Raw genomic sequence first — 21813 nt, forward strand, 5'->3', positions numbered from 1 at the left:
ATGGTACTGCAGTAAAATGTGGGAGAGTAGGTCGGTGCCACCCTTTATCAGTAACCCTTCATCCAAAAGATGAGGGGTTTTCTGCGTTTAAAGCGGTTGCCTGTTGCGGGTTGCCTGCCCCATCACCGCAAGCCGCACCTAACTCCATGTTCACGAACACACAGGTGAACAACGTGAACACGCGCAAACCGCTATGGATCAGATCTATCTGATTATTGGTGACACAATCGCGTCAGCGCTCATTCTATTCATTGCTTTGCACGGATATCTTGGCTCAAAAAAAAATTTTTATTATTATTGGGGCATCTACTCATCAACATGAAAACTATTGTCTACTTAAGCAAATCTGCGTATCCGATGCATGAGAATCAATTGCTTGATATTTTGCACAGTTCGCGGATACACAATGCAGCGCTGAATATATCCGGCGTTTTGCTTTATGCCGAAAGTATATTTATTCAACTGTTAGAGGGAAGGGATACCATCTTAGATGCACTGTACAAACGTATACTAGCCGATGAGCGGCATACAGATATCATTACACTTGTAAACGAAACAGTTACGGAAAAGAGTTTTGAAGAATGGTTAATGGGTTTCGCTGTTACTGATGTTAGCAAAACGGAAAAGTTAGCTGGCTATCTCAAATCAATAGATCAATTGGACATTGATGATAAAGGAAACGAGGCTGTATTAGCTATAAAGGCTTTTATAGAAAGCAGCGGACTTAATATCCAAAACTGAATTGTTAAGCCCAATTTGCATATCTGCCCTGCTACCGCTATCTTAAGCACATAAACCATATAATACCTTCTTATTATGAAAATTGCTATGCTGGGCTCTGGCTTTATTGCGCGTTTTTATGCCGATTCGCTGATTGGTCACCGTCGTGTAGATAAATTACACGCTGTTTACTCCCGTAATCTGGAAAAGGCCAAAACATTCGCGGCAGACTATAGCTTGCCTATTTACAGCGACAATATGGATGAAGTTGTAGGCCATCCGGAAGTTGATGTAGTGATCATATCGCTACCGAACGATCTTCATTTGGCAGCTGTTGAAGCCTGTGCGAAAGCCGGTAAACATGTTCTGTGTACAAAACCGCTTGGCCGTACCGCGGCAGAGGCTAAGCAGATGCTTAATATGGTTGAGCAAGCCGGCATAATGGGCGGCTATCTGGAAGATTTATGTTATACGCCTAAGTTTAGTAAGTCGTTAGCAAGTGTAAAAGCAGGCAGCCTTGGGCGTGTACTCTGGGCTAAAAGCCGCGAAGCACACCCCGGGCCTCACAGTAACTGGTTTTGGAATAAAGAACAAAGTGGTGGCGGCGCAATAGTTGACCTCGGATGCCATTGTATCGAAATTGCCCGTAACTATATAGGTAAAGATGTTCGGCCGATAGAAGTGATGTGCTGGGCAGCTACACAGGTACACCCGATAGATGCGGAAGATAACGCCATTGGTATGGTTAAATATGCTAACGGCGCCATTGGACAATTTGAGGTGAGCTGGTGTTTTAGGGGGGGAATGGACCTGCGCGACGAGGTAATGGGTACAGAAGGTACTATTTGGATTAATAACTTTTTACGTACAGGTTTTGACATGTTCAGCACAGGTAAAGAAGGTGGTTATGTGGCCGAAAAAGCCGAAAGTAATACCGGTTGGTTATTTCCTGTTGGTGATGAGGTAAACGAGCTGGGCTATAATCACATGTTTACCGATATGTTTGAGGCAATAGAGCAACAACGCCCGCCTTTTGAAACTTTTTACGATGGTTATGTAGTCAACGCAATTATTGATGCGGCTTATGCATCAGCCAGGAGCGGTACATGGGAGCCTGTTAAAATTGATGACTGGCGTGGTCGAACAGAAAGTGATAACGCCAGTAAGTTTGCGGAGTTTGATGAGCAGTATTATCTGATCAAAGAAGAAATACTGCCCCATGGCGAACGTAAGCTTATCCTGAAAGATAAACAAAGCGGTGAAGTGATAGTGCGGGATTTGTAGGTTGGTGTTTTTTAAAGGTGTCAGTCTCAGCTTGTCGAAGACCTGTTAAAGCGGTGAGTGGTTCGACAGGCTCATCATCACAAAGGACAAACCACTATCACTTTTTTGAAGGTGTCAGTCTGAGCTTGTCGAAGACCTATTAAAGCGACGAGTGGTTCGACAGGCTCACCATGACAAGGGCAGCTGAATATAAAAAATGTGTGTCAGTCTGAGCTTGTCGAAGACCTATTAAAGCGACGAGTGGTTTGACAAGCTCACCATGACAAAAAAGTACCGATTTCAACAACTATTATATTTATATGTTGATTTAATGAAACTTTATCATGTTTATATTTTGTTGTGCCGGGACGGCTCTTATTACACGGGCGTAACAAATAATATTGAACGCCGGATGATTGAACATGAATCGGGTGAAAATATTCATTGTTATACTTTCAAAAGACGTCCTTTAAAACTGGTTTTTGCTACTGATTTCGGTGATATTAATCAGGCAATAGCTTTTGAAAAGCAAATAAAAGGTTGGAGAAGAGCTAAAAAGGAGGCGTTGATTGCTGGTCGGTGGGACCTTCTTCCGGAATTAGCAAAGACAGCAAAAGGTTAATTTATTTTGTGTATTTTAAATAAGTCTATTAAACATGACTCTTTTGGAGCGTCAGTCTGAGCTTGTCGAAGACCTATCAAAGCGACGAGTGGTTCGACAAGCTCACCATGACAAGAGTGGCTTAACATGGCTCTTTTAGAATGTCAGTCTGAGCTTGTCGAAGACCTGTTAAAGCTGCGAGTGGTTCGACAGGCTCACCATGACAAAAGGCAGGCTCAGCATGACAAAGACAAGCCACTATGACAAAATTAGGTTCGCAATCACGTATAGCTACAAAACAATATTAAATGAACAGAAGAAACTTTATCTACAACAGCGGCATGTTAGCCGCTTTGGCTGCGTCACCGGCAAGGGCCTTGAGTGCTGGTAAGAGGCATAAAAAACCACCCCTTGGCATCCAACTGTATATGGTGAAGGAGGATATGGAGCGCAATCCTGTTGATACGCTTAAAAGGCTTGGGGCAATGGGCTACTCTCAAATTGAAAGCTATGGCAGCGATAAAGGCATTTTTTGGGGGTACACCAATACGGAGTTTAAGAAGATATCTAATGATCATGGGCTTGAAATGGTAAGTTCACACTATAACCCATGTACGCTTGACGAATTTGACAGATTAGCGGCGCAGGCCGCTGCTATCGGAATGAAATACCTGGTTTGCCCATGGCTTGGCCCTCAAAAATCCATAGACAGTTTTAAACGTTTTGCCACGGATTTTAACCAACGTGGTGCCATATGCAAAAAGCATGGCCTTAAATTTGGGTATCATCCTCATGATTATCCTTACAAACCTGTCGACGGGCAGTTACCTATTGATGTATTGTTAAACTATACGGATAAACAGTTAGTAGATTTTCAATTAGATGTTTACTATGCTGTAACTGAAGGTGCCGACCCCTATGCTTACATGAAAAAACATAAAGGGCGTTTCACCATGGCGCATCTGCGTGATGTGTTAAAGCAGCGATTGCCTGCCGGCAGCAAAGATGAATCTGCTTGTGATCTGGGTGAAGGTATCATCAACTTCCCTAAGTTAATATCATCCGGTATTGATAATGGTATGCGATATTTTTTTGTGGAGCAAAGCCGCTTTTATAATGAAACTCCTTTACAAAGCGCGCAAAAAAATGCCGCATACTTAAAAAGCATGCGGCTGGCTTAACTAACTGATCTGAATATGAGCTATAGCAAAAATATTTTGAGGTAAGATTGCCCCCACGTGCCCCAGTCTTTCATTACTTTTTTCAAGGTAGTTTCAAGCCCTTTATAGGTAGTTGCTTTACCTTTTTTTGGTATGGTTAGCTGCGCCTCGGGCACAGTAACGTCGGTTACGCTTGTGGCAAACCAGGTAATGTTATCATGCGGAAGCGCAAGGCCCAGGATCATGCCCGGTAAACCGGTGAACGACTCAGGCCCGCCTGATACCGGTATCTCATCAGAATAAAAGGCTACTACATAAATAGAATCCATTATTAAAGCATTCGCCCTGCGGCAGGTATAACCTGCAATCTCGCGTGTTTCATCGGTTATTTTCCAGTTAATTTTACGTACGGTATCTTTTACTAAAAATTGCTCCTCAAATACCTTTTTGCTGCTGGTGCTAACCTGGGTATCAAAATCTGTATAAATAATGTTATCCTGATGGCTCTCGGGCATATCCCCAAACCAGTTGTTGCTAACTGTTTCTACCGGCGCAGGTGTAAAAGATGTTTTGTTGTTTGTGAACGTAAGGGTACTTTTCAGCGTTTTAAATTGAGGTTGATTTTTTTTATAGTTATCAAAGGCTTGTGATGCAAAGCCGTTATCATCGTTACCTAAACGTTTTTTTATCACGGCATACATATTTACCCGTTTCTCGTATTCTATTTTACCTGATGTGGTGAAATGAGCATTTGCCTGCGCAAATAACGCTGTGCAAAACAGGCTGCTTATAACTGTTAATATTAACTTTTTCATGTTATTATTTTGACGGCGCTCCGCCGCCCATTTTGTTAAAATCCCAAACAATAGAGAATAAGAAATACCTGCGAATAGTGGTATAACGTGTTTCGTTATAATTCAGCCCATCAGCGTTGCGGCTAAAGCCGGAGTTTTTGTTAAGCAGATCATTACCGGCTATTACAAGTTTTAAGTTCTCTGATTTAAAAAACGACTTTGTGATGTTGGCATTCCAGATAAACTGAGAGAATGGTTCAGGGAATGACTGGCTTGCCGCCTGGTAAGTATAATCCCCATCTGTAGAGATGATCAGTTTAAAAGGAAGGTTCACGCTGATCCTGCCATTACTTTGAAAGCCTCTTGAGTTATTATTTAAGTTAGGGCTTAATGACGACTGACCGACCGTGTAAGTAGGCCCGCCTGATATATTAAATGAATATTTCTTTTGAACGTATTTGTTAATATTTATGCTTCCGCGGTAAGTGTTGGAGTTAGTACGGTTAACATCAGAGTTTTTCATGCTGTAATAAATACTACCATTAAAGCCAAGATCGGCACCGATACTGATATCAAACAACCAGCTTAACTTTTGGCCCATCCAGATACCACCGTTGTAGTTAAATGGCTTTTTACCGGGTAAATTAAGGTATTGGATGGTATTTTTACCGGTTTCGGTATTAGTAGTTAAATTGTTTACTATTGGATTAGTTGTAAACGAGAACGAGCCGTAACCTGATATATACTGATCGCTTAATACCCTGTACGAATTGTAATTAGCAAAAAAGCGATGTGTAAATGCGGGGTCAAGGTTAGGGTTACCCAAAGTGATATTCAAGGGGTCGTTGTTTATACGTACGGGCTGTATCTGATCAAGCGTTGGCTGTGTTTGGCTGCCACTGTAGTTGATCCTGAATTGTTTTTGTTGCGAAAACCTGTATTGATAGGTCAATTGCGGTGCCCAGTTAGAAAAATCGCGTTTAAATTCAGTCCCCGTCTCTTCATCTATTTGTTTAAACTGCACATTGGCTAATCGGGTGCCGAAGTTAAGATTATGCTTGCCTTGCTTAAAATTAAGCATAGCGCCACCCTGGTTGCTTAGCTGATTAAACTTGTAATCGCTGCTTAACGAGTCGATAAGCATATTGTATTCACCAACGGCAGAGGGTGAAAATGATTTACGGTCGGCACTGCTGTTATTAATGTTTACGCCATAATTAAGCACTAAAGACCAGGTTTTGCTCAATGGCTCGGTATAGGTAATGTTAGATAAAAGCTTTGTACTCCTTAAATCATTTGTTTTACGCTGGTCTATCCGTGTGCTGTCATCTAATGCGCCCCCTTTATAATAATCTATGTTTGAAAACAAATTTCCATGCGCTTTACTTTCGTTAATACCCGTGGATAAGTTTATAGAAAAGGTACGGCCAGGTTTTTTTAGTTTTTTGGTGTAAAAAGCTGTCGCGTTAAAGATCTTGCCATCCAGGTTATTATCCAGCGTACGGGTTTGGGTATTTACCAGCTGATCATTATTGGATGTAGATGAATTTTCTACGGTATGCGTATCAGAATTTTTTAGCGTACCATCAACAGTTAATTTAAGGTTTGAGGTGCTATCCAGTTTTACCTGGTACATTACATCGGCCTTTTGCCTGAACATATAATTATGGTCGGTTTCGTTTGATTGGCTGGAAAGCACTAAACTATCTGACAAGGTATTTCGAGATAACGAACTACGCGTACCATTAACCTCAAGCGATCCTAATTTGTAATTGGCATTGATGGATTCCTTATCACCATTCCACTTGCTATCGTAATGCACACCGCCGGTACGTGCAATTGGCAGGCCCTGATTACGGTATTGGCCATCAAAAGAGTCGAGATCGTCCCCGCTGCCCATAAAGTAAATCTCGCCGCTATCGCCAAAGGTCATGTTATCCTGCGTACCAAGGCGGTTGTTATCCTGCCAGCCAAGGCCGATTTTGCCGGTGTTGCTGATAGTGCCATAAGCAGAAAACTTTTTTTTGCCTTTAAATATGTTAAACAAAGCCTGTGTTTCATAATAATCGTCGGTACCGATGCCACCCTGAACCTTGCCGAAATACCCGCTTTTTTTATCTTCTTTCAGCTTGATGTTAATCGTCTTGGTTTTCTCCCCATCGTCTATACCGGTAAAAGTGGCCTGATCGCTTTTTTTATCATAAAGCTGCACCTTATCAACCATATCGGCACGGATGTTTTTGGTTACCAGGGTAGGGTCGTCGCCAAAAAATTCTTCGCCATCAACCAGTACTTTGGGTACAGATTGCCCCTGCGCGGTTATTTTACCATCCTTATCCACCTGTATACCAGGTAATTGCCTTAAAAGGTCCTCAACCTTTGAGTTAGGTTCAATTTTAAAAGCTTTGGCGTTAAATTCGGTAGTATCGCCTTTAATTTTAATGGCTGCTACAGTACCTTTCACAATAACTTCTTTCAGCAATCTCGATTTAAGGTTCATGCTGATGCTGCCAAAATTGTGAGTGGTTTTTACCGAATCGAGCGTAAAGCGCTCTACATAATCGGCGTAACCCGGGTAGGTCACTAACAAAATAAAGCTGCCCTTCTTAAGCTTTGGGATGTTGAATGAGCCGTCGGTTTTGGCGCGTGTAAAATTAACCAGGATGGAATCCTTGGCATTCAAAACGCTCACAGATGTATTGGCCAGCTTAACATTGGCAACACTGTCTATGGCAACGCCTTTTACTGAGTAAGGGGTTTGCGCAAGCGCAGTAAGGGAGCACAGGCAAAAAAAAGCCAGGGCTGTAATTGTGAATTTCATACTTAGGATTTATACCGCCAATATATAACTAAATTTTTAGTAATAGATTGAAGCGGTATGTTAAAAAGTGTTAAATATGCCTTATAGACGTCATAGTCACATAATTGTTACGCTGACAATTCAATAAAAAGGCATTAACACTACAATCCTTGATAAGTAAAGGGGCTTTGAAATTTATCCCAATCGGGTAAAAGCTGGTCTTTATCAGAAACTATGGCGTCCTTTTCAGCAATGCCCCAACCAATTGCCAGTGCAGGGTCATTCCATATCAATCCTATTTCCGATTCTTTGCTATAGTAATTGCTCACTTTGTAAGTGAAAATGGTATTATCCGTTAACACGGCGAAGCCATGCATAAAACCTGCGGGTATAAATAATTGCAGATGATTTTCGGCCGAAAGCTCGGCAGAGAAGTGCCTGCCATAAGTAGGAGAGCCTATCCTTACATCTACAGCAACATCAAGTACGGCGCCTTGCAGCACCCTTACCAATTTAGCCTGTGCAAACGGCGGTTTCTGGGCATGCAGCCCGCGTACCACGCCTTTTTGTGATAAAGACTGATTATCCTGAACAAAGTCGATATCTATACCATTATCCAGAAAATGCTTTTTATTAAAGCTTTCCAGAAAGTAGCCTCTGCTATCGGCAAATACCTTAGGTTCAAATAATAACAGGCCGGGTATATTGGTTTCAGTAATGATCATTATTCAACCGTTTTCATTAACGTGTTAAATAATACAAACCTTTCTGCAAATTGTTGCTCATGCTGATCTTTGAATTTGAACAAATGCTTGCTGTAGTATTGCTGAAACTGCTCCATTGTATCGGCATTGTACTGTACGCAATAAGTAATGCCATCATTGGGCGAATCGACAATAGTGAGTATCTTGTACGAGCTGAAATAGCCTGTAGCCATAATAGCGGGTATGTGTACTTCTTTCATCCAGCTGAGCCATTCCTGCTCGGTGCCGTCCTCTAAAATAACGGTTTCGTTATAAATGATCATTCGGTAAAAATAGTAATTAGTTGCTATTATAGTTAATGTTTATCAGGCGCCCTCTGTTTTATCGCCCCTTAACACCCTGAACCTTTTTCGTGCTTCATTTATCCAAAGGCTTCCGGCATAATTGGTAATAATTTTCTGGTAATAGGTTTTAGCCAGTTCGGCATTGTTAAGTTTATTTTCATAGATATCGCCAAGCATAAATACGGCATCGTCTGCCCAAAGGTCGTAACTGTAGTTTTCGGTAATTTTTTTAAGCAGGGCAACAGCATCATTAAAGTCTTTTTGCTGTATCCTAATCCGGGCCTTGGCCATCAATATATCGGTAGTTAGTGTGTTGCCAGGGTAAACCTTATCAATACTATCCAGTGTGGCCAAAGCTTTGGCCGGTTGCCCGGCGAATATCAGCAGATCAGCCCTTGCATACATTTTTAAGGCTTTGCCGCTGCTGTCTGCCTGCAGGTTATCAGTTATCAGCAGCGATAAGTTGAGCGCATCGTTAGCTATCAGCTGGGTTGTAGCGGCTTTTAAAATATCAAGCTGACGGCTGGCCCAGTTAAAATCGCCGGTATAATAAGCCATTTTAGCGTTTCGTAATATCGCTTCCTGCGCAATAGCCGTATTAGGATTATCTTTTTCTACCTGGCTGTACATCAGGGTTGCATCCCAGGGTTTATTATTTATCAGGTAAACATCGCCCAACAAAAGTTTACAGTTGGCCAACAGCTCGGGCCGTGTGCCGGGGACGGCAATAGCAGCCTCAAGTAAAGTTTGCGCATCAGCAAGTTTGTTCAATTTAAATGCCTGTAACGATGCCAGTTTTTGCATAGCGAAGACAGTATTTTTATTGCGGCCAAACTCCTGGAGCAAATTGTTATAATCATTTTCAAGGCTAACCAGGTCGGCCTGGGTATAAATGCCTTCGGTAATTTTTAGATTTTTGGTGTTCAGCAAGTCAATTCTGGCTGGTATATAAAACCCGCTTTCTTTTGAGCCGTTTTCAATCAGGTAAGTATACCCCCTGATTGCAGCATCATAAGCGCCGTTATTAACAAGCGTACGGCAAAGCTCAAAAATATTAGAGCCTTCGTTATTTTGCCTGCGGCTAAGGGCAAGCGCCTGGTTAAGCGCCATGTCATATTCTTTTTGCTGCAGGTACTGCCAGGTAAGCAATTCGGTAAGTACAATATCCTGAGGTGCTTTCTGGATACGCTTTAACAGTGCTGTTTTCAGCATGTCATAGTCTTGCGCGCCTTCATATATATTTGCCAGCGTATTTTGTGCCTGCCCTAAATACACCGGGTTTTGAGGCAAGAAATTAAGATATTCTTCGGTAAGGTTAACCTTATCGCGTTTATACCGGTACAGCGATATGAGCTGAAAAGTGAAAGCGGCATCGTTATGCAGTAATTTGCGGCCCTGCAAGAATATACGTACGGCGTAGTCGGCATTGGCATTCTGATAAAACTGTGCGGCAAGCGCTTCAATAGCGGTCTGCTCGGCAGGCATTTTCTTGATCAGATCATTAAAAACATCATCGGCTTTATCTGTTTTTCCTTGCTGTGTGTAAACGGTACCTAAAGCAACAGCATATTCGCTGCTTTGGGGGTACTTTCTTATCATTTTTTTTGTGACGTTTTCGGCTTCATCGTATTTTTTGAAGCTGATAAGCGCATTAAAGTAAGGCTGATAGAAGCTTTGGTTATCCTGCCTGTAAAGCTTCTGATACAAGTCTAAAGCCTTTTCCTGCTCTCCATTGCGCAAGTATTGCTGCGCAAGCAGAATATCATTATTCTGCGCATAAACGCTTGTAATAAAGCCGCATATCAAAAGTATAAATACGCACAGGTGCTTAGGCATTTTTTATTTACATTAGGATGATTACCTATGGTTATATAACGGTGTTAACGGGTAAAATTGTAGTGACATTATCATAAACATTGACTAAAATATTTATTTTGACCTTTCTTAACAAAATGAAATAACAAATGCCGGGTCGGATAAGATCATTTTTTTTAATTGCCGCTATTGTCTTTTTATATGCCTGTAAGCAAAACGAGGTACGACGCATCCCTGTAAGTGATTTTTTCAAGACACCCGAAAAAAGCTATTTCAAAATCTCTCCTGACGGCAAATACATCTCCTATTTAAAACCATATAAAGATAAGCAGAATATTTACATCCGGTCGCTGATTACCGGCATTGAGCATATGGCAACATCATTCAGCGATTATTCGGTACGTGATTACACCTGGACATTTGGAAACCAGATTGTATTTACACAAGATATCATAGTTGATGATATATACCGCCTGTACACGCTTGACGCGGCCTCTTTAAAATTTAAAAAATTGCTTGACCTGGATAAGGCACGCATCAAGATATTGAACCGTAACCGTATGCAGCCTGATATTATTACGGTTGCCATGAACAAGCGCGACCCGGTTAATTTTGATGTGTACCGCCTTAATGTTAAAACCGGCGAATTGAAGCCTTATTTGCTAAACCCGGGCAATATTATTAAGTGGTACCCTGATGCCAATGGTGCAATACGGCTGGTTAAAGTGTCTGACGGGGTAAATGAAAGTATTCTTTTTCGCCCCAACGAAAAGGCACCTTTTAAAGCGATTATTAGAAGCAATTTTAATGACCGTGTAGAACCTATAGCATTTACAGGCCATGGCGAAAATTTTTACGCGCTATCAAATGTTAACCGCGATAAAACGGCGCTTGTGGAGATAGATGCATCATCCGGCAAGCAGGAAAAGGTTGTTTATGCAAGCGATAAGGCGGATATTATGGATGTAAGCTACTCCAGGAATAAAAGGCATATTGAATTTGTATCGTGGGATGAAGCCAAACCCCAAAAACATTATCTTGATGCAGAGATACAGCAATTGTATAACAACCTTTCCCAAAAGATAAAAGGGAACAAAATAGAGATTGTAGACCGCGATAGTGCCGAAAACAAATTCATTATCATTAGCTATACCGATAAAAATCCAGGGTCATATTATCTTTATGAACGTGCAGGCGATAAATTAAACAAGTTAGGCGATATTAACTCGGGCATAAAGCAGGAAGAACTGTGCGATATGCAACCCATAAGTTTCAGAGCAAGCGATGGTATGGTTTTAAATGGATACCTTACCATACCTAAAGGTAAAGAAATGAAAAACCTACCGGTAGTGGTAATGCCGCATGATAACATCTGGGGCCGTAACTCTTGGGATTATGATGCAGAAGTGCAGTTTTTAGCTAACAGGGGGTATGCCGTGTTCCAGGTAAATTACCGTGGTTCTGCCGGTTATGGCAAAGCATTTCGTAAGGCGGGCTTTAAACAGGTAGGGGGCAAGATACAACAGGACATAACAGATGGGGTTAAGTGGCTGATCGCAAAAAAGATTGCCAACCCCAAAAAAATAGCCGTGTTTGGTGGTGGTTTCGGTGGTTTTTCAGCACTATACGGCGTTTCTTTTCATCCCGAGCTTTACAATTGTGCTGTGGTAAAATACGGGCTCATCAATTTTTTTACTTATTTAAAAGATGCGCCGCCGTTTTTTAAGCCATACTTAAAAATGACGTATGAAATGGTAGGCAACCCTGAAACCGATGCCGACCAGTTAAGGGCAATCTCCCCGGTATTTCATACCGATAAGATAAAATGCCCGTTATTGATATTTCAGGGCGCTAAAGATCCGCGCGCGAACATCAGCGAGCTAAACCAGTTTGTTCGCGAGCTTAAGAAGCGTAATGTACCCGTAACGTATCGCCTTAAAGAGAACGAACGGGCCTACTTTAAAAGCGAGCATAACCGTACAGAAATGTATGAAGAAATAGAGAATTTTTTGAGCAAAAACCTGCAGGTTAAAAATTAACCTGTTATGAAGGCGCCTAATAACATATACCGCAAAAACTTTACGCTGATAACGGCTTTCCTGGTTGTGATAACAGTAAGCCTGGTAATAGCTGTTATAATTTCTTATAACCTTACCACCAAGTATGTAGAGAATGAATTTGCATCGGCCAAAATTGAAGTGCTTGAGCAAACTTCAAAGCCTTACAACGATTTTTTTCAGTTAAAGATCCCCGAAATAACTTCATACCAGGGTTTCCTGGATTCTGCCTCGGCCGCTAATTATGCGGGTACGGTATTTAAAACTTATCCGTTTGTACAACGCATTTTATTTTACGATTTGCAGATAGGCAGCCCGGAAGCCCAAAAGCCGTTTGCAGACACCAAGGGAATATCTGTAAAAGCAATTTATCAGTATAAACCAAAACACGGTACTGTACGCGGTGTAAAGGACATGATATGGGCCAATGGAGACGATTTTCGTGAAATGGCTTTAAAGCTTAGTAATTTCATAAGCGTTGCCGATACTACCCGGCTGCCTACACAGGATGAAATTTTTCATACTTTTTATAATGTAAATCCTGATAAGATAAGTTATCTGAATATTCCGCGCCGGGAGGATATTAAGATATATCAGTCCATCCTTAAAAATCGTAACAGTAAAGCTTACTATAAGCAAAACATGATGACTTTTTTATTGGATGCCAAACTGCTGAAGGTAAAAAATACACATCCCGAGCTTTACCAGCAGGTAAGTATACAGCCGGTTGTATATGATCCGCTTGATATTGAAGGCGGCCGCAAGGTAACCGAAGCAGCGCTTACCGGCGCTTTTTCTAACTTCAAATTGTATTTCAGCTCAACCAACGAGCATTTGCAGCAGGAGGTTGACCGCCGGTTTTTACCAACAGGGGCGGTTATATTACTGATCTATTTTTTTATGGTACTGATAAGTTGGTTGATATACCGCAATCTTAAGATCAATTTAAAGATATTTAAGCTGCAGTACGATTTCATCAACAACTTTACCCATGAATTTAAAACTCCGGTAAGTGTTATCAAGATAGCCGGATCAAACCTGCGGGGCGATGCCGAGCTTAGCGAAAGGCAGCGACGCCACTACGGAAAAATACTTGATGAAGAGGCCGATAAGCTGAACGATCTGATGAACAAGCTTTTGTCATTCACCCAGTTGGAAAACCGGTCAATATCCTTAAATCGCGAAGAGATCAACCTTCCTCAGTTTGTAGAAGGCTATATCAATACTTTCAAGATCAAATATCCCGACTTTAAACTTAGTTATGAAGTTGATGATATCGGCACTTTTAATACCGACCCTGTATTGCTGGGCAGTATTTTCCAGAACCTGATGGAAAACGCTTATAAATATTCGCACCCTGGCAAAAAGGAGATGAGTATCAGGATACATGCAGAAAGAAAAAATGCTGTATTCGCTTTTTCAGATAAAGGGATAGGCATGGCCAAAAATGAGCAGGGCGAAGTGTTTAAAAAGTTTTACCGTATAGAAAACCAGTACAACCAAAACGGAAGTGTTGGGCTTGGACTTGCATTTTGCAAAGAACTGGCTAACTTTATGGGTGGAGATATTACGGTAACAAGTAAGATAAATGAAGGCTCGACGTTTATAGTAACATTACCGTTTGAAAATTAGTAAACTACAAAATGAACAAGGAGATTAAAATAGCACTTGTAGAAGATGACGAGAACCTGCGCTTTTTAGTTGCAGAACGCCTGCAAACAGAAGGTTATAAAGTTTTGGAAAACGGCAACGGCGAAGCGGCTGAAAAGATGATACTGGATGAACAACCGGATATTGTACTGCTTGATTGGATGCTGCCCGGCAAGCAAGGCTCTGAAGTTTGCACAAGCCTTCGGGAAAAGGGTTTTGATAAGCTTGTTATCATGATGACTGCCAAAGCGCAGGATATAGACAAAATAGGTGCTTACAACTTTGGTGTGAGCGACTATATAACCAAGCCTTTTAATATGGATGTGCTGGTTGCTATGATAGAAAGCAAGATAAAGTTTTCGCTGAATAGCGATAAAAACGAATCGCACAGGTTTGGTAATATGGAGCATCAGCCCAACACCCACCTGCTTATTAAGGAAGGCCGCAAAATTGAGCTGACGATATTGGAGAACCGCATATTGCTTTATTTCCTAAAAAACAAGAACAAGGTAATTAACCGCGAGGAATTGATGATGGAAGTTTGGGGTTACAATGCCGATGTAAATACCCGTACGCTGGATATGCACATTGTGCGCCTGCGTAAAAAAATAGAGAATAACCCAGATTCGCCCACCTATTTGCAAACGGTGAGGGGTATAGGTTATAAGTTTGTTTATTGATTGCATTCCGGTCGTTATTCATAGTATCAAACTATGTCATTGCGAACAATAGTGAAGCAATCTCATAATTATAAGCGGATATGCTGAGATTGCTTCGCCATATTCCAAACTCCTTCCCTTAAGAGGGTTAGGGAGGGGTGAACATTAGTAGAGCACCCCTTCCTCATCCTTCCCCAGGGAAGGAATCGCACAATTCCAGGCTTTGATCTCGAACAAGCGGATATTTTGAGGTTGCTTCGTTGTACCTCCAAGATTCCCTCCCTTGGGAGGGGTGCGGTTGACTGTGCTTTGGCAGGGAGGGGTTTTATTTATTTTTGTTAATCATACCCACTGGTAACTCCTTCCCCAGGGAAGGAATCGCACAATTTCAGGCTTTGATCTCGAAAAAGCGGATATATTGAGGTTGCTTCGTTGTACCTCCAAGATTCCCTCGCCGGAAGGGGTGCGGTTGACTGTGCTTTGGCAGGGAGGGGTTTTATTTATTTTTGTTAATCATACCCACTGGTAACTCCTTCCCCAAGGGAAGAAATCGCACCATTCCAGGCTTTGATCTCGAACAAGCGGGTATGTTGAGTTTGCTTCGTCGTACCTTTTAGCAATACACCATCTATTGCTTAACTAAAGCCTTACTTGTTATAAAATCTCCAAAAAAACTTCGCTGGTTAATGGTATGATATCCTTGTTTATCAAACAAGCTGCCAACATCCGGCAAACGCCATGACTGGACGCCGCAAAGCATTTTAAAAAAAAGGAGCATACTTTTCAAAGTAAGGTATTGCCACCATTTGCCGGTTAACTGAAAATCGGTATACAGCCATACGCCACCGGTTTTGAGTGCATGATGTATGGGCATAAACACATCTGGAAGTTGCTTATCAGTAAAATTATCAAACAAAAACGGAGTTATTACTACATCAAAATCATGCAACGGATAAGCTTTTTCTATCGGTTTATTAATAAAGGTCACCTGATTGTTTCCAACGTTTCTTTTTTTTGATAAAGCCATCATGTTGGCCGATATCTCTACATAGGTAATTTGCAGGCCTGATGGATGCTGCTTGCTGATCTCTTCCAATATCCAGCCGGTACCACCGCCTGCAATAAGTATGCGGTTACCCGTGCGGATATGGCTTAACAAATATACCTGTGCATTCACCAGGGCATTGCTAAACACCAGGCGCGAAAGGCGGTCATAAAAAAAGGCCAAGTTATCATAATTGGCTGCCATCAGCGCGATTCAAATGCAAAACCGAATATGGCCAGTATCACATACTGCAATATCAGTACGCCATCTAAATAAAAAAAGTAATAGTACTCGTTTTTTTTCCAGGCAGATTTGAATATGAGCCAGCCGGTCAGTACAACAGTTAAAGTAAGTGCCCAAAAATCGGGATTAAAACCTTCGTTACGGAACATAAAGAGCAAAACAATATAACCCGTAAGCAGTAGCTGGCAAAAGAGGTATGCATTTTTTTCGCCCCAGGCAACCGCTATGGTCTTTAAGCCAAACTGCTTATCCTGAAACAAATCGCGTATGTCAAACGGAACGGTGAGCGCGCCAATAAATAAAAATCGCTTTGCTATAAGTATTGTAATATCTCTTGTAGAAACATCTGCCAGGTGCTGATCCTGCGCTTCCAATATCGGCAATAATACGCAGCTCAAAGTCCATACAAGGGTTATTAAAAAAGGCTTTAAGCCGGGTATATTACGCAACCCAAACTTGTGTTCGCCAACGGTAAAAAGGGGCAGACTATAGCAAAAAGACAGTACCGCCAGGAATACCAGCAATATACGCGACTCCATCGAGAGCAGAAAAAACAGCGGGATAAGCGAAAGCAGCGATATCATGGTAAAGGTTACCATTAACCGGTAATGCGAAAAAAACCAGCGCACGCGCCTGTACGGGGATGCATCGGGCTGTTTGGGCTTGCTAAGCAATATGCTGAAATTATAAATACCCAAAGTTGATGAGAACAGTAGCCCTAAAACTCTGTAATCGGGCTTGGCATCTATTAAATGAAAAGTAACTAATGCCTGGGTAACGGCGCAAAGCGCCATAAATATATTGCTGAACAGAAGAAAATCAAACGCACTATAAAACGCTTTTTTCATTTGGGGTTGGCCTTGCAGTTAAGCCTTGTATGATGCATCTGCTGCGGCTTTTAATTCAAATATCGTAATCTCCGGCAAAATTCCAATTCGGCCGGGGTAACCTAAAAACCCATAACCCACGTTTACATAAATTTGCTGATGCTTTTCGCGGTAAAGGCCGGCCCATTCTGAATATACATATTGTATGGGGCTCCATTGAAAATCATCGGTGCGAACGCCAAATTGCATGCCGTGTGTGTGGCCGGAAAACATCATGTCTATCTGCGGGTACTTTGGGATAACTTCGGCCCGCCAGTGTGATGGGTCGTGCGAGAGCAATAATTTAACCGGCAGGTCATCAGTGCCCTGTACTGCTTTTTCCATTTTGCCGTATTTGGGGAAACGGCTCATCTCGCCCCAGTTACCAATCCCTAAAACGCCTATCTCCTCACCGTTTACTTTAAGGCGGCGATGCTCGTCAATCAGCAAGTCCCAGCCTAAGGTTTTATGGGCCTGGTACATGTCGTTCAGGTTTTTAGCTTTTGCAGCAGGGGTAGGCCATTTGCCATAATCACCGTAATCATGATTACCCAGGATAGAATAAACGCCCATTGGCGCCTTAACCTGTTGAAATACTTTTAACACCCGCTCCACTTCTGCGGTTTGCCCGTTAACAAGGTCGCCTGTGAAAAATATTACATCCGCCTTTTGCCGCATAAGCAGTTCAACGCCGCCCTGCATGTTATGTACGCTATGAAAGCTGCCCGCATGTATATCAGATATCTGCCCTATACGCATGCCATCAAAGGCTTTGGGTAAATTGGGCAGGTAAAGCGTGACATTCTCTACCCGGTAATCATATATGCCTTTAGACATATTGTGTTTCAGTAAATAAAGCGGCACCACCCCGGCCAATATACCGGCCTTCATCAGAAACTCCGACCGGGGAATGTCGTTTAATTTGGGTTGCGGTGCAGATGATTCTTTGTTTTTACGCTTGCGTATTTGCAAGGTAATTAACCTCCTGATGTCATCAACGGCGATGAACACCAGGTAAAATACTTTAAAGATAAGCACGAGGAAAAACAGCAGGAAAATAGCGCCGCGCAAGCCTACGCCGATATCAGCATAAATACTGATGACCAAACCGGCAATAAGCAATACCGAGCCAACCCAGTATAAGCCGGTAAACCATTTGCTAAACGGAAATTGTTTTTTACGAAAGGCCGTTTGAAGGCCCCGTAAAATGTAATAGTCGGCAGCTAACAGTACAATAATAACCAGGATGGTAGAAAGCGCATTTCCTTGCATAGATGTATCAATGCAAAGGTATCAATTAATACCGGTCATCAAGGTCCAGATCGTCATCGTCATCCGGCTCCAGGTTAAACAGACTGTTGAACATATCTGAAAATGCAAAGCCGTTATCCAGGAAGCCTTTATTCAATTGCGAAAACTCGGCCAGCCCGTGCAGTACAAATTCCATCAATAATAATTGCTGGTTTTCGCTTAGACGCGGATGGAAGGTTTTAACCAGCGCTTTTAATCCGGGTACCTCGTTCAATAGCTTTTTATACTCAGTGAAAGGCAGATCATCAATCAGCGATACTGTATTGCCATCGCCAAACCAGTTAATGATTTCCAGGTACGGGTTTGGCGCCTTGGCCTTTTTAGCTTTCTCAGGATCAGGGAAGAATTGCAGTAATAAGCTTTTAATGGCTTTGCCGATAAGGATATTAGCCACTTTACCCGGGCCTTCCAGTTCGCCTTCATAAACCAGCTCGATTTTACCGGTGATGGCAGGGATAACACCTAAAAAGTCGGATATGCGTACAAACGTCGATTTCTCGCCGTTTATGATCATACGGCGCTCCGCGTTGCTGATCAGGTTTTCATAAGAAGCAATGGTCAGGCGCGCGGAAACTCCCGATTTTTTATCAATAAATTCAGAATTCCGGGCTTCAAATGCTATTTGCTCTACCAGATCTTTCACCAGGCCGTCTGCCTCGATAGCAGTACGTTGTTCTGGTGTTAGCAGGGCTTCCTGCTGAGTGATCTTGCGCGAGATTTCGACCGAACGCGGATAGTGTGTTAATATCTGGCTTTCTATACGGTCTTTAAGCGGCGTAACGATAGAACCGCGGTTGGTATAATCCTCTGGGTTAGCGGTAAAAACAAACTGCAGGTCGAGCGGAAGGCGCAGTTTAAAGCCACGTATCTGTATATCGCGCTCCTGCAAAATATTGAACAGCGATACCTGGATACGTGCCTGCAGATCGGGCAATTCATTGATCACAAAAATGCCGCGGTGGGCGCGTGGAATCAAGCCAAAGTGAATAACACGCTCGTCAGAGTAAGTAAGTTTAAGGGTAGCGGCCTTTATCGGGTCAACATCGCCAATTAAATCGGCAACGGTAACATCCGGTGTAGCCAGCTTTTCGGTATAACGTTCGCTGCGGTGTACCCAGGCAATAGGAGTGTCGTCGCCATGTTTTTCAACCATTTCGTGGCCATACCAGGAGATGGGCGCCAAAGGATCGTCAAACAGTTCGGAATCTGCTATGTAAGGCACATACTCGTCCAGCAGGTTTACCAGCAAACGGGCTATACGGGTTTTAGCCTGCCCGCGTAAGCCAAGCAGTAATATATTATGGCGGGATAAAATAGCAGTCTGCAAGTCTGGGATAACGGTATCCTCAAAGCCTACAATGCCTTCAAATCCGCCTTCTTTTTTCTGAAGCTGAGTGATCAGGTTGGCCCTCAGTTCATCTTTCACGGAGCGGCTCACATAGCCGGTTTCTTTTAGCTGACCAAGGTTTTTTATATCTAATAATTTGCTCATTTGTTCAATTGTTCATTGGTGATATTGAAATTTGCATATTTGCAAATTCGCACATTTATCTCACTGTTCTTCTTCTGTTTTTGATGTAATCTTCAAATATGTATTCGCCCAAACCGTTAAGCGAGCTGTAAAATGCACGGCCACCGTTGGTTTCGGTGAATTTGCGTACAAACTGCTGCAGGTAAGGGTCTTTAGCGATCATGAAAGTTGTGATAGGTATCTTTAGCCGCTTGCACTGCGCGGCCATATTCAAGGTTTTATTCACCACTTTCCTGTCCAGCCCGATGCTGTTTTTATAATAACGTGTACCTTCCTTTAAACAGGTAGGTTTGCCATCGGTGATCATAAAAATCTGCTTGTTATGCGTTTTACGGCGACGCAGCATATCCGTAGCCAGTTCAAGGCCTGCATAGGTGTTGGTGTGGTACGGCCCCACCTGTAAATAAGGCAGATCCTGCAGGGTAATTGGCCATGCATCGTTGCCAAACACAACAATATCCAAAGTATCTTTAGGGTATTTGGTGCGGATAAGTTCGGCCAAGGCCATAGCTACCTTTTTGGCGGGTGTAATGCGGTCCTCGCCGTAAAGTATCATCGAGTGCGATATATCTATCATCAGCACGGTAGAAGTAAGGGTTTTGTAATCCATTTCTTCCACCTCCAGATCGCGCTCTGTCATCATAAAATCCCCGCCTATACCATGGTTGATCTGCGCGTTATGGATAGATTGGGTCATGTCGATCTGGTCGAGACTGTCGCCAAATTCAAATTCGCGGCGCTCGGCATTCTTTTCATCTCCCTGTCCGCTTTGCGGCGAACGGTGATTACCCTTGCCTGATTTTTTGAGCTTGCCAAATATTTCTTCCAGGGCAGATTGCCTTATACTTTGCTCGGCTTTCGCTGTGATGCTGAAACTGCCATCCTGCTTGTTTTCATCAAGGTAGCCCTTTTGTTTCAGTTCATCAATAAAATCACCCATGCCATAATCGTCATTGGTGATGTTGTATTGTTTATCTAACTCGTTAAGCCATGCCAGGGCTTCCCCCGCATCGCCGGCAGTATAGTTTAATAACTCCAGAAATAATTTAAGTAATTCTTCAAACCCTCCTTTAGGGATTTGATTTGGCGTGAACTTTGAAAACCCGAAACCGCGCATGTTATACCCTTTCTTGATATAAAGTAACGGATAAATACTTTTAAAAGTTTACTTACAGCGCTGCCAATGTGTATTTGTAATACTAATATGACATTTGGAAGAACAAGCCACGGTTACCCGGCTTTGATACGGGCTATCTCATCCTGATTATAAACCGGGTTAGCGCCGCGGTTGGCTGCCACAAAAGCGCCGATAGCGCAGGCATTGGCCAATAATTTCGGCTTGGAATATCCTGCTATAGTGCCTGCAATAAATGTAGCTAAAAAAGCATCGCCTGCACCTACAGTATCCGCTACGTTAACCTTAAAGCCAGGATGCTCAAAAAACTCGTGATCATGCCAGATGATAGCGCCATTGCCACCCCGGGTAACACATATGGTTTGTGGATGATACTTTTTCTGAAACTCGATGATCTTATCTTTTAGGTCGCCGGTACTGTTATTACTTAGCAAGGCAGCTTCCTCGTCGTTCATTTTAATAATATCGGCCCGTGCGGCAAAGGTTTCAATAGTTTCTAAAGTATAATGCGGGGAGCGCAGGTTTACATCAAAAACCTTTAAGGCGTCTGTTTCGTCGAGCAGGTTAAGTAAGGTGTTCTGAGTGGTTTTATTGCGGCATGCCAGGCTTCCGTAAATGATAATAGAAGATCGCTTAGCTTCACCCAACAGATCATTAGTCAGCTGTATGTTATCCCATGATACCGGCTCGGGTATAATGTAGGTAGCCTGATTATTTTCATCCAGTTGTACAGTAACCTCGCAGGTTGGCAGATTGTTGTCTTTTTGAATAAGGTTTGAATACAGGTTGCTGTCCTTCAGAAAAGCAGAAAGTTCGTTCCCTGATGCGTCGCTGCCAACCCTGCTGGCAAAGCCTACGTTTACATGCTGCTGCACCAGGTGCCTGGCTACGTTCATCGGTGCTCCACCTGCTTTCTTTTCGTCGCCAAAGGCGTCCCACAAAACCTCACCAAAACATAAAACTTTGTTCTTCATACCTATCGGTTAAATCAAATTTTTGCAAAGCTATAAAGGATTTAGCTTTTTCAATGTTAAATTTTAAATAAATGGGCCGTTATTTTAAATGTTAAATAAGCAACTTAGGTTTGATCGTATAAGTATTCACAGAGAATTTAT

The 21813-nt window shown here is 42.4% G+C and carries 19 protein-coding genes; 8 read left to right on the forward strand and 11 right to left on the reverse strand.

Annotation, left to right across the window (positions count from 1 at the left end):
- The 5 genes from ACFQZX_RS03315 to ACFQZX_RS03335 all read left to right on the forward strand — a co-directional run.
- Positions 1-212, forward strand: a 212-nt coding sequence (locus tag ACFQZX_RS03315) for a hypothetical protein (RefSeq protein ID WP_377111282.1), incomplete at its 5' end; no start/stop codon positions are given.
- A gap of 106 nt (positions 213-318) precedes the next feature.
- Positions 319-741, forward strand: coding sequence for a BLUF domain-containing protein (locus ACFQZX_RS03320; RefSeq protein WP_377111284.1), 423 nt, complete (start codon positions 319-321; stop codon positions 739-741).
- A 75-nt stretch (positions 742-816) separates the two neighbouring features.
- Positions 817-2004, forward strand: coding sequence for a Gfo/Idh/MocA family protein (locus tag ACFQZX_RS03325; RefSeq protein ID WP_377111286.1), 1188 nt, complete (start codon positions 817-819; stop codon positions 2002-2004).
- A gap of 259 nt (positions 2005-2263) precedes the next feature.
- The gene (locus tag ACFQZX_RS03330) at positions 2264-2605 is read left to right on the forward strand and encodes a GIY-YIG nuclease family protein (protein WP_377111287.1); all 342 of its coding nucleotides are present in this window, start codon (positions 2264-2266) and stop codon (positions 2603-2605) included.
- A 287-nt stretch (positions 2606-2892) separates the two neighbouring features.
- On the forward strand, positions 2893-3765 hold the full coding sequence (locus tag ACFQZX_RS03335; RefSeq protein ID WP_377111289.1) for a sugar phosphate isomerase/epimerase family protein: 873 nt from the start codon (positions 2893-2895) through the stop codon (positions 3763-3765).
- Positions 3766-3785: 20 nt separating this feature from the next.
- Here ACFQZX_RS03335 and ACFQZX_RS03340 read toward each other — a convergent pair whose 3' ends face one another.
- The 5 genes from ACFQZX_RS03340 to ACFQZX_RS03360 all read right to left on the reverse strand — a co-directional run bounded on the left by ACFQZX_RS03340 (position 3786) and on the right by ACFQZX_RS03360 (position 10222).
- Positions 3786-4559 carry a GLPGLI family protein gene (locus ACFQZX_RS03340; RefSeq protein ID WP_377111291.1) on the reverse strand — a complete coding sequence of 258 codons (774 nt, stop codon included), beginning with the start codon at positions 4557-4559 and terminating at the stop codon, positions 3786-3788.
- Between the two features lie 4 nt (positions 4560-4563).
- Positions 4564-7359, reverse strand: a complete 2796-nt coding sequence (locus ACFQZX_RS03345) for an outer membrane beta-barrel protein (RefSeq protein ID WP_377111292.1) — start codon at positions 7357-7359, stop codon at positions 4564-4566.
- Between the two features lie 140 nt (positions 7360-7499).
- Positions 7500-8063, reverse strand: coding sequence for a dTDP-4-dehydrorhamnose 3,5-epimerase (gene rfbC, locus ACFQZX_RS03350; protein WP_377111294.1), 564 nt, complete (start codon positions 8061-8063; stop codon positions 7500-7502).
- Entirely contained in the window at positions 8063-8365 is a 303-nt protein-coding gene (locus tag ACFQZX_RS03355) for a DUF4286 family protein (protein WP_377111295.1), read from the reverse strand. The genes rfbC and ACFQZX_RS03355 overlap by 1 nt, the downstream gene beginning before the upstream one ends.
- Before the next feature lie 42 nt (positions 8366-8407).
- The gene (locus ACFQZX_RS03360) at positions 8408-10222 is read right to left on the reverse strand and encodes a tetratricopeptide repeat protein (RefSeq protein ID WP_377111296.1); all 1815 of its coding nucleotides are present in this window, start codon (positions 10220-10222) and stop codon (positions 8408-8410) included.
- Between the two features lie 128 nt (positions 10223-10350).
- On the opposite strand from ACFQZX_RS03360, the gene ACFQZX_RS03365 reads away from it, so the two are divergent.
- From ACFQZX_RS03365 to ACFQZX_RS03375, 3 genes are read left to right on the forward strand one after another with little or no spacing between them, the layout of a single operon-like run.
- Entirely contained in the window at positions 10351-12240 is a 1890-nt protein-coding gene (locus ACFQZX_RS03365; RefSeq protein ID WP_377111298.1) for an alpha/beta hydrolase family protein, read from the forward strand.
- Positions 12241-12246: 6 nt separating this feature from the next.
- Complete coding sequence (locus ACFQZX_RS03370) at positions 12247-13890, forward strand: sensor histidine kinase (protein WP_377111299.1); 1644 nt, start codon at positions 12247-12249, stop codon at positions 13888-13890.
- 11 nt (positions 13891-13901) lie between these two features.
- The gene (locus tag ACFQZX_RS03375) at positions 13902-14588 is read left to right on the forward strand and encodes a response regulator transcription factor (protein WP_377111300.1); all 687 of its coding nucleotides are present in this window, start codon (positions 13902-13904) and stop codon (positions 14586-14588) included.
- 607 nt (positions 14589-15195) lie between these two features.
- Here the strand turns inward: ACFQZX_RS03375 and ACFQZX_RS03380 are convergent.
- From ACFQZX_RS03380 to ACFQZX_RS03405, 6 genes are all read right to left on the reverse strand, one after another.
- Entirely contained in the window at positions 15196-15816 is a 621-nt protein-coding gene (locus tag ACFQZX_RS03380; protein WP_377111302.1) for a class I SAM-dependent methyltransferase, read from the reverse strand.
- Positions 15816-16703, reverse strand: coding sequence for a hypothetical protein (locus ACFQZX_RS03385; RefSeq protein ID WP_377111303.1), 888 nt, complete (start codon positions 16701-16703; stop codon positions 15816-15818). The genes ACFQZX_RS03380 and ACFQZX_RS03385 overlap by 1 nt, the downstream gene beginning before the upstream one ends.
- Positions 16704-16721: 18 nt before the next feature.
- Entirely contained in the window at positions 16722-17993 is a 1272-nt protein-coding gene (locus tag ACFQZX_RS03390) for a metallophosphoesterase (protein ID WP_377111304.1), read from the reverse strand.
- Between the two features lie 25 nt (positions 17994-18018).
- Positions 18019-19524, reverse strand: coding sequence for a sigma 54-interacting transcriptional regulator (locus ACFQZX_RS03395; protein WP_377111306.1), 1506 nt, complete (start codon positions 19522-19524; stop codon positions 18019-18021).
- Between the two features lie 55 nt (positions 19525-19579).
- Positions 19580-20680, reverse strand: coding sequence for a vWA domain-containing protein (locus tag ACFQZX_RS03400; protein ID WP_377111308.1), 1101 nt, complete (start codon positions 20678-20680; stop codon positions 19580-19582).
- Between the two features lie 113 nt (positions 20681-20793).
- On the reverse strand, positions 20794-21672 hold the full coding sequence (locus ACFQZX_RS03405; protein ID WP_377111309.1) for a carbohydrate kinase family protein: 879 nt from the start codon (positions 21670-21672) through the stop codon (positions 20794-20796).
- Between the last annotated feature and the right edge of the window lie 141 nt (positions 21673-21813).

This window comes from Mucilaginibacter litoreus, from assembly GCF_042676805.1.
In the GTDB taxonomy this organism is placed as follows: domain Bacteria; phylum Bacteroidota; class Bacteroidia; order Sphingobacteriales; family Sphingobacteriaceae; genus Mucilaginibacter; species Mucilaginibacter litoreus.